This window comes from Clostridium ihumii AP5, from assembly GCF_000612845.1.
Taxonomy (GTDB): domain Bacteria; phylum Bacillota; class Clostridia; order Clostridiales; family Clostridiaceae; genus Clostridium_J; species Clostridium_J ihumii.
This window is the reverse complement of record NZ_CCAT010000004.1, coordinates 1-13,440: the sequence shown is the minus strand read 5'-3', so window position 1 is coordinate 13,440 and position 13,440 is coordinate 1. Positions and strand designations below refer to the sequence as shown.

Annotated in this window: 13 protein-coding genes; 12 read left to right on the top strand and 1 reads right to left on the bottom strand. The window is 27.4% G+C overall.

What is annotated here, in order from left to right; genetic code table 11:
• Positions 1-299 precede the first annotated feature (299 nt).
• Complete coding sequence (locus tag BN346_RS00650; protein ID WP_034438240.1) at positions 300-1,901, top strand: CTP synthase; 1,602 nt, start codon at positions 300-302, stop codon at positions 1,899-1,901.
• A gap of 996 nt (positions 1,902-2,897) precedes the next feature.
• Positions 2,898-4,340, top strand: a complete 1,443-nt coding sequence (gene rho, locus BN346_RS00645) for a transcription termination factor Rho (RefSeq protein WP_101541656.1) — start codon at positions 2,898-2,900, stop codon at positions 4,338-4,340.
• A gap of 143 nt (positions 4,341-4,483) precedes the next feature.
• Here rho and rpmE read toward each other — a convergent pair whose 3' ends face one another.
• Positions 4,484-4,687: a 50S ribosomal protein L31 gene (gene rpmE / locus BN346_RS00640; protein WP_034438236.1), complete on the bottom strand. Its 204-nt coding sequence runs from the start codon at positions 4,685-4,687 to the stop codon at positions 4,484-4,486.
• 366 nt (positions 4,688-5,053) lie between these two features.
• Between rpmE and BN346_RS00635 the strand changes: the two genes are divergently transcribed.
• The 10 genes from BN346_RS00635 to upp all read left to right on the top strand — a co-directional run bounded on the left by BN346_RS00635 (position 5,054) and on the right by upp (position 13,160).
• Complete coding sequence (locus BN346_RS00635; RefSeq protein ID WP_034438235.1) at positions 5,054-5,668, top strand: thymidine kinase; 615 nt, start codon at positions 5,054-5,056, stop codon at positions 5,666-5,668.
• A gap of 19 nt (positions 5,669-5,687) precedes the next feature.
• On the top strand, positions 5,688-6,617 hold the full coding sequence (locus tag BN346_RS00630) for a DUF1385 domain-containing protein (RefSeq protein ID WP_034438233.1): 930 nt from the start codon (positions 5,688-5,690) through the stop codon (positions 6,615-6,617).
• Between the two features lie 15 nt (positions 6,618-6,632).
• Positions 6,633-7,487, top strand: a complete 855-nt coding sequence (gene prmC, locus BN346_RS00625; RefSeq protein ID WP_034438232.1) for a peptide chain release factor N(5)-glutamine methyltransferase — start codon at positions 6,633-6,635, stop codon at positions 7,485-7,487.
• A 277-nt stretch (positions 7,488-7,764) separates the two neighbouring features.
• Entirely contained in the window at positions 7,765-8,844 is a 1,080-nt protein-coding gene (gene prfA, locus BN346_RS00620) for a peptide chain release factor 1 (protein WP_034438230.1), read from the top strand.
• A 22-nt stretch (positions 8,845-8,866) separates the two neighbouring features.
• Entirely contained in the window at positions 8,867-9,445 is a 579-nt protein-coding gene (locus tag BN346_RS00615; protein ID WP_034438227.1) for a hypothetical protein, read from the top strand.
• 136 nt (positions 9,446-9,581) lie between these two features.
• On the top strand, positions 9,582-10,307 hold the full coding sequence (locus tag BN346_RS00610; RefSeq protein ID WP_034438226.1) for a ZIP family metal transporter: 726 nt from the start codon (positions 9,582-9,584) through the stop codon (positions 10,305-10,307).
• A gap of 33 nt (positions 10,308-10,340) precedes the next feature.
• Positions 10,341-11,390 carry an L-threonylcarbamoyladenylate synthase gene (locus BN346_RS00605; protein WP_034438225.1) on the top strand — a complete coding sequence of 350 codons (1,050 nt, stop codon included), beginning with the start codon at positions 10,341-10,343 and terminating at the stop codon, positions 11,388-11,390.
• Positions 11,391-11,411: 21 nt separating this feature from the next.
• Positions 11,412-11,864: a low molecular weight protein arginine phosphatase gene (locus BN346_RS00600; protein ID WP_034438223.1), complete on the top strand. Its 453-nt coding sequence runs from the start codon at positions 11,412-11,414 to the stop codon at positions 11,862-11,864.
• A 143-nt stretch (positions 11,865-12,007) separates the two neighbouring features.
• On the top strand, positions 12,008-12,457 hold the full coding sequence (gene rpiB / locus BN346_RS00595; RefSeq protein WP_034438221.1) for a ribose 5-phosphate isomerase B: 450 nt from the start codon (positions 12,008-12,010) through the stop codon (positions 12,455-12,457).
• 73 nt (positions 12,458-12,530) lie between these two features.
• The gene (gene upp, locus BN346_RS00590) at positions 12,531-13,160 is read left to right on the top strand and encodes a uracil phosphoribosyltransferase (protein ID WP_034438218.1); all 630 of its coding nucleotides are present in this window, start codon (positions 12,531-12,533) and stop codon (positions 13,158-13,160) included.
• Positions 13,161-13,440 lie beyond the last annotated feature (280 nt).

The following is a 13,440-nucleotide window of genomic DNA, read 5'->3' as shown; positions in this document are numbered from 1 at the left end:
TAGGGGTTTTATATATAAAAAATATTAATATCTAAATTAAAATAAAAAAACACAAAAAAATACTAGCATACTTTTAAAAAGTATGATAATATATAACTTGTTTTTGAAAATAGAAATCCCATTTTACTGATTAGGGTAATTTCTATTATAGGGTAAAAGTTTAACCTTGTCAACATATTTTTTCATTTTATATAAAGGTTCTAAGTTTTGCATTATAAATATATATTCAAGCTTAGAGCCTAAACATTTTGAAGAAATATAAAGTCAACTATATAAATAGAAATTTTAGGAGGTTCAATATGAATACAAAATATATATTTGTTACAGGTGGAGTAGTATCTTCATTAGGAAAAGGAATAACAGCAGCTTCATTAGGAAGGCTTTTAAAAAATAGAGGATTAAGAGTATCAATTCAAAAATTCGACCCATATTTAAATATAGATCCAGGAACTATGAGTCCATATCAACATGGAGAGGTATTTGTTACTGAAGATGGTGCAGAGACTGATTTAGACTTAGGGCATTATGAAAGATTTATAGATGAAAACTTAACAAAAAATAGCAATGTTACTTCTGGAAAGGTATATTACTCTGTAATATCAAAAGAAAGAAGAGGAGAATACTTAGGTGGAACTGTACAGGTTATTCCACATATAACTAATGAACTTAAAGAGAGAATTTATAATGTGGAAAAAGAAACAGATGTAGATGTAGTTATAACTGAAATAGGGGGGACTGTAGGAGATATAGAATCACAACCTTTCTTAGAGGCTATAAGACAAATACAATATGAAGTTGGAAAAGAAAACACTTGCTTTATACATGTTACATTGGTACCGTATCTTGGCAAAGCTGGTGAACTTAAGACAAAACCAACACAACACTCTGTAAAGGAATTACGTTCAATAGGCATACAACCCGATATAATAGTATGTCGCTCAGAGAAAGAATTATCCACTGAAATAAAAAATAAAATTGGTCTTTTTTGCAATATAGAAGGAACATCGGTTATACAAAATTTAGATGCAGAAAATTTATATGAAGTTCCATTAATGCTACATAAGGAAGGTTTAGACAACTTGGTTTGTGATAAATTAAATTTAAAAACTAAACCAATAAAAAATGATGAATGGATGGAAATGGTTAATAAACTTAAGTCATTAAAGAAAAATGTAAAAATAGGTTTAGTAGGAAAATATGTTGAACTTCAAGATGCATATATTTCTGTTGTAGAAGCACTAAATCATGGTGGATTATATAATGATTCAAATGTTGAGATTAAGTGGATTAATGCAGAAAGTATAAATTTAGAAAATGCAAAATCTTATCTTAGTGATGTTGATGGCATATTGGTTCCAGGAGGATTTGGTAGTAGAGGTGTAGAAGGGAAAATTGAAGCTATAAGATATGCTAGGGAAAATAAAGTTCCGTTCTTAGGAATTTGTTTAGGAATGCAGTGTGCAGTAATAGAATATGCAAGAAATGTTTTAAAGATAGAAGATGCTAATAGTGCTGAGTTAGTATCAGAAACTAAAAATCCTGTAATTGATTTAATGTCAGAGCAGAAAAATGTAGAAGAATTGGGAGGGACTTTAAGACTTGGTTCATATCCTTGTAAATTGAAAGTTGGTACAAAATCAAATAAAGCATATAAAAGTGAACTTGTAAATGAAAGACATAGGCATAGATACGAATTTAATAATATATATAGGGAGAAATTAATAGATAACGGTTTAGTTTTAAGTGGAATTAGTCCTGATGGAAAACTAGTTGAAATTATAGAAATAGAAAATCATCCATGGTTTGTTGCTACTCAATTTCATCCAGAATTAAAATCTAGGCCTAATAGACCACATCCATTGTTTGTTGAATTTGTTAAAGCCTCTTTAGAAAACAAATAATAAATATATTTAATAAAAGCTGATTTAAATTAAGTAATTATTTAGTTTAAATTAGCTTTTTTCATTAAATTTAAATGAAAAAAATAATTATTAAGATTATAATTTTATATATAATTGTAAATGATGTAAATATAAGAGGAAGATAAATAAAATAATAAAAAAGTGTTTATAAATTTATGTAGATAAGAAATAAGATTTGTGTTAAATTAATAGTGAAATATGTGTTAATTATTTCAAAAATATGGATAATAAAAAATATATGGGATATAATTTAATTTAGTAGTAGTTCAAAATATATTAAAATGCATTTAAAAACAATTAAGAGACTACACATATGCAAAATTGTAAAATTCATATCAAATATTATTAATAAGTCATCTCAAATGTAGCCAATAAAGTAATGTTAATTAAATATAATAGAAAATGTTTTGTTTATAAAAATTATCAATAAACAAAGAATTATATGTAAGTAATAAATTTACAGCTATATAAAATCCAATTTAAAAATTTTAATTAATAGTGTTCCCAGATGACAATTTAGAGTATTTGTTTTTAAACTTTCATAATTATAAAAAAGAATTAAAGTAAAATAGAAGCAAAATATCAATAAGTGTATACAAAATATATGTTTAGTTTATGTATATATCAATTGAAAAATAAAACAAGTAAATATTATAGGATTATTATATAAAAGGGAAGTGTTAGTAAAGGGTGTTGTTTAGAGTAAATGACTAAATCAATTAAGTGATTCTATCAGTTGATATATAAATGAACTAAAATTTTAATAAGTGTTGAAATATTAAATTATATTAAGAATTAAATAAATTTGTATATTAGAATATAAAAATAGATAATACATTCTCTTTAAAATGTATATTTCAAGTTGAAAAAACTTTAATAGGGTAATAAATAAGGTATGAAGTATTTAAAGATTTAAAACCTTATAGTTATAAATTATATGGAGGTTCATAAAAGAGAATGGTGGAGGTGGATTTAATGAACAAAAACTTAGAAGAAATGAACTTAGCTGAATTGAGATTAGTTGCAAAAGAATTATCTATAAAAAGTATTTCTAAGTTTAAGAAATCAGAACTTATAGAAGAAATAAAAAGAGTATCACCAGCATCAATAGAAAAATCTGGAGTAGTATTAAGAGAAAAAATATCACCCAAAGAAAGTAAAGAGGACGAAATAGAAACTGTGGAAAGTGAAAAGATAACAAAAGAAGAAAATGATATAGTTGAACAAGAAGAAAAGGTTGAAACTGTATCGATAGAAGAAAAAAAAGAAAGACTTAAAGAGCTTATAAATGAATCAGGATCTGCAAAAGGTGTATTGGAAATAAGTGATAATGGAAACTTCGGACTTTTAAGATCTAATAATTATTTAAGTGGACCAAATGATATTTATGTATCATTATCTCAAATCAGAAGATTTAACCTAAAAATAGGTGATGAAGTTTCTGGAAAAGTTAGAATTCCTAAAGAGGGAGAAAAATATAAGGCGTTATTATTTGTTGAAAGTATAAATGGAGAAAATCCAGAGGCAGCAGCAAGAAGACAGCCTTTTGAGAAACTTATACCAATATATCCAACAGAAAGAATAAAATTAGAAACAGATAGTCAAGATTTATCATCAAGACTTATGGATATAATATCGCCAATAGGTAAAGGTCAAAGAGGGGTAATAGTAGCACCACCAAAAGCAGGAAAGACAACACTTTTAAAGAAGATAGCTCAAAGCATAGCTACCAATCATCCAGAGTCAAAATTAATAGTGCTATTAATTGATGAAAGACCTGAGGAAGTTACAGATATGCAACGTTGCATACAAGGTGATGTAATTTATTCAACTTTTGATGAAGAACCAGAACATCACACAAAAGTTGCTTATATGGTTCTTGAAAGAGCTAAAAGAATGGTGGAACAAGGTCAAGATGTTATTATACTTTTAGATAGTTTAACAAGACTTGCAAGAGCATATAATCTAACTATAACAAGGACTGGAAGAACATTATCTGGTGGATTAGATACAGGAGCACTTTTAATGCCTAAAAAATTCTTCGGTGCGGCTAGAAATGTTGAAAATGGCGGAAGTTTAACGATTTTAGCAACAGCTTTAGTTGAAACAGGAAGTAGAATGGATGATATGATTTTTGAAGAATTTAAGGGAACAGGAAACATGGAAGTTCACTTAGATAGAAAACTTCAAGAAAGAAGAATATTCCCAGCTATAGACATATATAAATCAGGAACTCGTAGAGAAGATTTATTACTTAACAAAACAGAATTAGAAGCAACATATAATATAAGACAAAAAATGTATAATGAAAGTAACTCACAAGCAGTTACTGAAAAGTTAATTAATTTACTATCAAAAACAAAAAATAATAAAGAATTTTTTGATGTAGTAGGAAAAAATCCAGATTTATTAAAATAGATTTTTATAGAGGTGTTTTAAAACATCTCTATTTTTTATGGAAATTAAAATTTTGTATCTATATAAACAATTGACAATTCTAATTAATTTAAATGATAAAAAAATAAAAGCAAGAATTAAATTCTTGCTTTTTATAAGCTCTATTATTTAAGATTGAATTTTTTCATGAATTTGTCAACTCTTCCACCAGCATCAACAATTTTTTGTTTTCCAGTATAGAATGGATGACATTTAGAACAAATTTCAACTTTTAATTCATCTTTAACAGATCCAGTTTTGAAAGTCTCTCCACAAGCACATCTAACAACAGCCTCGTGGTTGTATTTTGGATGTATTCCTTCTTTCATCGATTTCACCTCTTTCGAATTAATACTATATCCGTATTGTCAACTTCTAAATTATATCATGGGTTAAAATATAAAGTCAATAATATTAATAGTATATCCATAAAATAAAAATATAACTAGATAAATATGTATATTTTATATAAATAATTAATTAAAATAAAATATATTAAAAAACAAAAATGATTATAGTATTTATAAAATAAATTATTCATTAATCAATGAAGTTAAATAACTAAAACAAAATGGAAAAATTAAAACAATAATGTAATATTAAGTAATTTGATTTAAGATTAATAATAGATTAAAATAAACTATAGTTTTATGAAAAATATATAAAAGTCTGTAGTTTATTGGAGGAGCTTAAGCATGAGTAAATTATATTTTAGATATGGTGCAATGAATTGTGGAAAATCAACAAATTTATTACAAGTGGCACATAATTATGAAGAACGTGGAATGAAGGTGCTAATAATAAAACCTAAAACAGATACAAAAGGTGGAGATAAGATAGTATCTAGATTAGGTGTTACAAAAAAAGTAGATTTTTGGATTGAAGGTGATGTAAATATTTTCAATTTAATAGAAAACTATATAAAAGAAAATGGACCTGTAAACTGTATTTTAGGAGATGAGGTTCAATTTTTTAAGTCAGAACAAATTGATCAATTATTTGAAGTGGCAGTAAAGTTAGATATACCAACTATATGCTATGGACTAAGAACAGATTTCCAAATGAAAGGATTTGAAGGTAGCTCAAGACTTTTAATGTTAGCACATAGTTTAGAAGAATTAAAAACTATATGCAACTGTGGCAAGAAAGCACTTTTAAATGGAAGAACTGTAAATGGAAAATTTGTTTTTGAAGGTCAACAAATTGCCATAGATAAAGAGGATAATATAGAATATGAAGCTCTTTGTCCAAAATGCTACTTTGAGTTTAAAAAGGAGTATGAGGCTGAAAAAAACAATTGTTGCAAATAATAAATAAGTGGGTGAATTTATGGAAGAGAAAATTGAAAAGAAAAAAAGCAAAACATCTGTTGGTGGGCAGGCTGTTATTGAAGGCGTTATGATGAGGGGAAAAGACGGAATAGCTACAGCGGTGAGATTAGAAGATGGTTCAATAGAAGTTCAAAAGGAAAAGTCTGAGAGCATAACTAAAAAACATAAGTTTTTAGGACTTCCTATTATAAGAGGGTTTGTATCTTTGATAGAATCTTTGGTTATAGGAATAAAAAGCCTTAATTATTCAGCATCTTTGTTTGAAACTGAAGAGGAAGAAAGTAAATTTGATAAATGGTTTGAAAATACGTTTAAAGAAAAAGGAAATGATATATTAATAGGATTTTCATTAGTTGTTGGATTAGCTTTTTCTGTATTTTTATTCTTTATAGTACCTACATTTTTAGCTAATTTAATAAAAAATTATATAACAGATAGTAATATAGGATTAAATATAGCAGAAGGTATTATAAGAGTGTGTATATTCCTTTTATACGTAGTCTTAATTGGAAAGATGAAAGATATTCAAAGAGTATATATGTATCATGGTGCAGAACATAAATCTATTGCTTGCTATGAAGCTGGTGAAGAATTAACACCAGAAAATGCAAAGAAATACACTAGATTTCATCCAAGATGTGGAACTAACTTTTTGTTCTTAGTTATGATTATAAGTATAATAATATTTTCATTAACAGGATGGGAATCTATTTCTCAAAGAATAATATCAAGGATACTTTTATTACCTATAGTTTCAGGTATAACATATGAAGTTATAAGATTTTTGGGGAAAAGTGATGGTAAAATTGCAAAAATCATTGCTAAACCAGGTCTTATGTTACAAAAACTAACTACTAGAGAACCTGACCTTGATATGTTGGAAGTAGCGATAACTTCATTAAAAGCTGCGGAAGGTATAGAAGATTAAAAGAAGAGGTAAAATATGAAGATAAAAGAATTATTAAGTAATGGTTATAATACATTAAAAGAAGCAAATGTTGAAAGTTATATGATAGATTGTAATTTACTTCTTTGTCATGTTTTAAATGTAGATAAAGTGTATATAATTCTTAATAAGGAAAAAGAAATAGAAGAAGATAAGACAACTCAATTCTTAAAATTAATTAAATTAAGAGCTGAAAAGATGCCTATAAAATATATAACTAGAAATACTGAATTTATGGGGTTAGATTTTAAGGTGGAGCAAGGTGTATTGATACCTAGACCAGACACCGAAGTTTTAGTAGAAGAATGTATTAAAATTATAACTAAAAATAATTTTAAAGACATATGTGATGTATGTTGTGGTAGTGGAGCAATAGGTTTATCAGTAGCTTATTATATAAAAAATACTGCTGTAAAATTATATGATATTAGTGATACAGCATTAAAGGTAACAGAAGAAAATATTAAAAATTTAAATTTAGATAAGAGATGCTTTAGACAATATAGTGACTTATTAAAAAAAGCAAAAGAAGAAAATTTAAAATTTGATATGATTATTTCCAATCCGCCATACATAAGAAAAGAGGTTATACCAACTTTGATGGAAGATGTTAAAAATTATGAACCTCACTTAGCGTTAGATGGTGGAGATGATGGTTTGGATTTTTATAAAAGGATAACAAAAGAAAGTTATGAAATTTTAAATTGTGGAGGATATTTAGCTTTTGAAATAGGACATGATCAAAAAGATGATGTTACAAAAATATTAGAAGAAAATAAATTTGAAAATATATATTCTCTTAAAGATTTATATAATAATGATAGAGTTGTTATAGGACAAAAACAACTTTAAAATGGCTCTTTAAAATTGCAAACATATCTATTTATTGATATAATAAAATGATGAAAAAATAAACAAAGAAAAATTTTAAAGTGTTCTTAGGGAAACATACAATTTATAGTAATTTAAATAAGGCTTTAAAATTATAATAACTAAATGCAGATTTGTAGCAAAAGTGAATTTACCATTTTGAAAATTATATTTTATAAATTAGAGTGGATTCACGATAATAAGAATTTACGATACAGTTTAAATAAAAAAATATATTAAGGTACGGAGTGATGAGTTTATGTTAGATAGATTACAATTTATTGAAAATAAATATGATGAACTTTCAAATAAAATAAGTGATCCAGCAATTATGGCTAATCAAAAGGAATGGCAGAAATTATGTAAAGAACATGCTGATTTAGAAGCTGTAGTTGCAAAATACAGAGAGTATAAAAATGCTGTAAATGATTTAGAAGAAAACAAAGAAATGTTAACTGCTGAATCAGATAGAGAGATGAAAGAAATGATTCAAGAGGATATAAAACATCTTAATGAAGTTATAGAGACATCTCAAGAAGAATTAAAAATATTATTATTACCAAAAGATCCTAATGACGATAAGAACGTATTTATAGAAATAAGAGGTGGAGCAGGTGGAGATGAAGCTGCACTATTTGCTGCTAACTTATTTAGAATGTACACAAGATATGCTGAAAGAAATAGATGGAAAGTTGAAATGATGAGTGCAAATGAAACTGATATCGGTGGATTCAAAGAAGTTGTATTCATGGTAAAAGGAAATAAGGCATATAGTAAATTAAAATATGAAAGTGGAGTTCATAGAGTTCAAAGGGTTCCAGACACAGAATCAAGTGGAAGAATTCACACATCTACAGCAACAGTTGCTGTTTTACCAGAAGTTGATGATGTTGATTTAGAAATAAACATGAATGACATTAGAGTAGATGTTTTCAGAGCATCAGGAAACGGTGGACAGTGTGTTAATACTACAGACTCAGCTGTAAGAATGACACACGTACCAACAGGACTTGTAGTATCTTGTCAAGATGAAAAATCACAGCTTAAAAACAAAGAAAAAGCTTTAAAAATATTAAGAGCAAGATTATATGAAAAAGCTCAAGCTGAAAGAGCTGCTGGAATCGCAGAAGATAGAAAGAGCCAAGTTGGAACAGGGGATAGAAGTGAGAGAATAAGAACTTATAATTACCCTCAAGGAAGAGTTAGTGACCATAGAATTGGATTAACTTTATATAAATTGGAAAATTTTCTTGATGGAGATATAGATGAAATCTTAGATGCTCTAATAACAGCAGACCAAGCAGAGAAAATGAAATCATTAGGAAATAGTGAAATTTAATTTTTAATTGGAGTGTGAATTTATGGATATAAATAAAGTCCTTAAGAAGCAAAAAAAATCTTATAAAAGGTTTATGCTGTCTATGGGCTTTATTTTTATAGGATTGCCCATAGCATTAATTTGTTCTAAAATTAATAATCCATTTTTTTATTTATACTTATTAATAATTGAAGTTTTAATTTTAGAATCCATGATGATAAGAACAAATGAAGAAGTTTTAGAGTTTAAACAAATTGGGAGTAAAGTAGCTATAGAAGTAGGGGTTTTACATAGAAAATACACAATTATTCCAAATAAAATAGCTATTATACACATAATACCAACTGGAAAGTTTTTTGATATACTTATTATAAGTAAAAGTAGATTTAGAAACAAAAGATTAAAACATGTAGATTTTAGATTTTTATCAAAGCAACCTATAATTGATAAGTATTATAATAGAATAAGGAAAGAAGATGAGGATCCTTATTTTTATTTTGTAATAAAAAAAGGTGGAATAAAAAAATACATGTTATTAGATTATTTGTATAAAACTTGTGTTAGTGCTATTTTTACAGATATAACTATAGAAAAAATAAAAGAATATAGAAGTCAAGAATAAATATTAAAAACCTAAAATACATTGTTATAGAGAATGAATTTTAATTTTAAATTAAAACTTCAAATGCTTAAGAATAAAAATAATATACAATGTATTTTCTCTTTATATTTGAGAAGGTATAAAGTGGGGGGATTTTATGGGAACTATATTCTATATAGGTGTATTTTCTGCACTTGTATCAATTCTTGGAACACTTATAGGGGCAACTCTAGGAGTAATGCTAAAAAATCCATCAAAACGGCTTATGGGAAGCATATTAGGTGCAGCAACAGGTATAATGATATCTATAATATTTTTAGAATTAATACCAGAGGCTATAGAGTATAATGGGTTTTTAAAAACATTACTTGTAATTTTAATTGGCATAAGTCTAATACTAATTATAGATGTTTTAAGTAGAAGAGCTGGCAAAAATAATGATTCACATTTAAAAGTTGCAATTTTGATGGGACTTGCTATGATGATTCATAATTTCCCAGAAGGCTTAGTTATGGGATTTGGATTTTTGAAAGAAAGTAATTTAGGAATAAAAATGGCAGCATTAATTTCAATACATGATGTCCCAGAAGGACTTGCTGTAGCAACTCCATTAGTTGTTTCTGGAATGAAACCAAGGAAAATATTAACATATGCATTTTGGGTAGCATTTCCTACAATGATTGGAGCTTGGCTCGGAATTATAATAGGAAGTATATCAAAAGTAGTATTAGGAACATCGATAGCTTTTGCAAGTGGCGTAATGATTTATGTGGTCTTTGGACAAATGTTACCAGAGAGCAATAGTTTAACAGACAGTTTTACAACATCAATAACTACTATACTAGGAATTATTATTGGATTTATTATGCTAAATATATTATAAAATAATAAATCATATAAATTAGAGGTGTTTTTTATGAAAACAAAAGTTGTTAATATACAAGAAGATAATATAGATATGAATATACTAAATGAAGCAGGAGATGTTATAAAAGATGGTGGACTTGTAGCATTTCCTACAGAAACAGTTTATGGATTAGGGGCTAATGCATTAGACGAAGAAGCTGTTAAAAAAATATTTATAGCAAAAGGAAGGCCACAAGATAATCCTTTAATAATTCATGTAGCTGACTTCAATATAGATCCATATGTTAAAAATATTCCAGAAGTTGCAAAAAAAATTATGAATAAATTTTGGCCAGGTCCTATAACTTTAATTATGGAAAAAAGTGATTTGATACCTATGACTACAAGTGCCAATTTAGATACTGTAGGAATTAGAATGCCAAGCAATAAAATTGCAGCAGAACTTATAAGAGCATCTAAAACAGCAATTGCGGCACCATCTGCCAATATATCAGGAAGACCAAGTCCAACAGATGTTGAAAGTTGCATAGAAGATTTAGATGGTAAAGTAGATTATATAATTGGTGGTACCAAAAGTGAAGTTGGATTAGAATCCACTATAGTTGATTGTACAACAAATCCAATTTGCATATTAAGACCAGGTGGTATTACTTTAGAAATGTTAAAAACTGTAGATAAAGATGTATATATGGATTCATCAATATCATCAAAGCCTACTAAAGATTTTAAGCCAAAAGCTCCTGGAATGAAGTATAGACACTATGCTCCAAAAGCTCCTGTAAAAATTTTTAAAGGAGAAATTGAAAAAACTATTGCAAAAATTAATGAAATGATGTTAAATTATATAGAAAATAAAATGACAGTAGGAATCATTGCTACTGATGAAACTAAAGAATTTTATAATAATGGAATTATAAAATCATTGGGAAGTAGAGATAGCTTAAATGATATAGCAAAGAATTTATTTCATGTTTTAAGAAGTTTTGATTCAGAAGATGTAGATATAATATTATGTGAAGCTTTTGATGAACAAGGTGTTGGCCTTGCTATAATGAATAGACTAAATAAAAGTGCTGGATTTAATATTATAGAAGTATAGTTTAGTAAAGGAGAAGGTAACGTGAAGATTTTATTTATATGTACAGGTAATACATGTAGAAGTAATATGGCAGAAGCATTGTTTAATTATCATTGCAACCTGCAAAATGTGACTGCGAAATCAGCAGGTTTATTTACTAATCCTTCTTCTAAAACATCTTTAAATACTTATTTAGTTTTAAAGCAAAAGTATAATATTGATATATCAAATAGAAGTTCTATTCAGCTTAATTTAGAACTTATTGAAGACGCTGATATAGTTCTTACCATGACAACATACATGAAAACTTACATATTAAATGAAGTGCCACAATTTAAAAATAAAGTATTTACATTCAATGAGTATATAGGAAGAAGCGGAGATGTTATTGACCCATTTGGCGGGGAAATAGACATTTATTTTAAGACTTTTGAGGAAGTCGAAAGTAATGTTCTATTACTTATTGATAAAATAGAAAAAGATACTAGTAATTAAGACTAATATCTTTTTTTTGTGCAAAGTATTAAAGTTTTAAATTATACTTTGATTTTAAGTATTTTATTAGATTTTGTACATACTAAAATAAGTTACTTATTTTATATAAAATATATTAAAAGAAGAATTTGGAGGGGTGTAAAATGAAAATTGCATTAGGTAGTGACCATGGTGGAATAAACTTAAAAAAAGAAATAATAAAACACCTAGAAGAGAAAGGTTATGAGTTAAAAGATTTTGGAACATATAAAGAAGAATCTTGTGATTATCCAGAATATGCTTTAAAGGTAGCAGAAGAAGTTGCAAGTGGCGATTTTGATTTTGGAATATTAGTATGTGGAACTGGAATAGGAATAAGCATTTCAGCAAATAAAGTTCCAGGAATTAGAGCAGCACTTTGTAGTGACACCTTCAGTGCACATGCTACAAGACAACATAATAATGCAAATATATTAGCATTAGGTGAAAGAGTTGTAGGAAAAGGACTAGCATTAGATATAGTCGATACTTTCTTAGAAGCTAAGTTTGAGGGTGAACGTCACCAAAGAAGAATAGATAAAATAACAGAGATAGAAAAAAAATACTCTAAGTAGTATTTAAACATAAAATAATTATTTTAAATAAAGCAAAAATAATAGTTTTTTAAATAAAGGGAGGATTCATTATATGAGTAAATTAACACAAATAGAACATCCATTAATAAAACATAAGTTGGCTATGATAAGAGATAAAAATACAGGTTCTAAAGATTTTAGAGAATTAGTTGAAGAAGTAGCAATGCTTATGGCTTATGAAGTTACAAGAGACATACAAGTTGAAGATGTTGAAATAGAAACTCCAATATGCAAAACTACATGTAAAATGTTATCAGGAAAGAAACTTGCTATAGTTCCAATATTAAGAGCTGGACTTGGTATGGTTGATGGAATGTTAAAATTAATACCAGCTGCAAAAGTTGGACATATAGGTATGTATAGAGATGAAGAAACATTACAACCAGTAGAATACTTCTGCAAATTACCACAAGATATAGAAGACAGAGATGTAATAGTTACAGATCCAATGCTTGCAACTGGTGGTTCTGCTATAGATGCAATTGATGCATTAAAGAAAAGAGGAGCAAAAAGCATAAAATTAATGTGCTTAATATCATCACCAGAAGGAGCTAAAGCAGTTCAGAAAGCACATCCAGATGTTGATATATATTTAGCTGGATTAGATGAAAAATTAAATGAGCATGGATATATAGTTCCAGGTCTTGGTGATGCAGGAGATAGATTATTCGGAACAAAATAATTAATAAAAAAAGCATTCTACATTGATATGTAGGGTGCTTTTTTTAATTAAACTAAATAAATGTCCATTGTTAACTGTCAATTGATAAGGTAGGCGAGGTTTTAACCTTGCAAATTATATGATGTTATATTAAAAATTGTTCCAACATCTGTAGGGTAGAATTCATTCTTGCAATTATACGCTGTTATTTTAAATGTTGTATCTATATCAAAAAGCGCCAAGACTAAAGTCTCAGCTACAAAGGGGTAAAGGAGATTTCATTTCAATTTTGGTAGGCGAG

Excerpts from the sequence above, each read along its gene's own strand:
- rpiB (WP_034438221.1), top strand. The coding sequence starts at position 12,008 with ATGAAAATTGCATTAGGTAGTGACCATGGTGGAATAAACTTAAAAAAA.
- BN346_RS00610 (WP_034438226.1), top strand. The coding sequence starts at position 9,582 with ATGGGAACTATATTCTATATAGGTGTATTTTCTGCACTTGTATCAATT.
- BN346_RS00650 (WP_034438240.1), top strand. The coding sequence starts at position 300 with ATGAATACAAAATATATATTTGTTACAGGTGGAGTAGTATCTTCATTA.
- prfA (WP_034438230.1), top strand. The coding sequence starts at position 7,765 with ATGTTAGATAGATTACAATTTATTGAAAATAAATATGATGAACTTTCA.
- rho (WP_101541656.1), top strand. The coding sequence starts at position 2,898 with ATGAACAAAAACTTAGAAGAAATGAACTTAGCTGAATTGAGATTAGTT.
- BN346_RS00635 (WP_034438235.1), top strand. The coding sequence starts at position 5,054 with ATGAGTAAATTATATTTTAGATATGGTGCAATGAATTGTGGAAAATCA.
- BN346_RS00605 (WP_034438225.1), top strand. The coding sequence starts at position 10,341 with ATGAAAACAAAAGTTGTTAATATACAAGAAGATAATATAGATATGAAT.
- rpmE (WP_034438236.1), bottom strand. The coding sequence starts at position 4,687 with ATGAAAGAAGGAATACATCCAAAATACAACCACGAGGCTGTTGTTAGA.
- BN346_RS00630 (WP_034438233.1), top strand. The coding sequence starts at position 5,688 with ATGGAAGAGAAAATTGAAAAGAAAAAAAGCAAAACATCTGTTGGTGGG.
- prmC (WP_034438232.1), top strand. The coding sequence starts at position 6,633 with ATGAAGATAAAAGAATTATTAAGTAATGGTTATAATACATTAAAAGAA.
- BN346_RS00615 (WP_034438227.1), top strand. The coding sequence starts at position 8,867 with ATGGATATAAATAAAGTCCTTAAGAAGCAAAAAAAATCTTATAAAAGG.
- upp (WP_034438218.1), top strand. The coding sequence starts at position 12,531 with ATGAGTAAATTAACACAAATAGAACATCCATTAATAAAACATAAGTTG.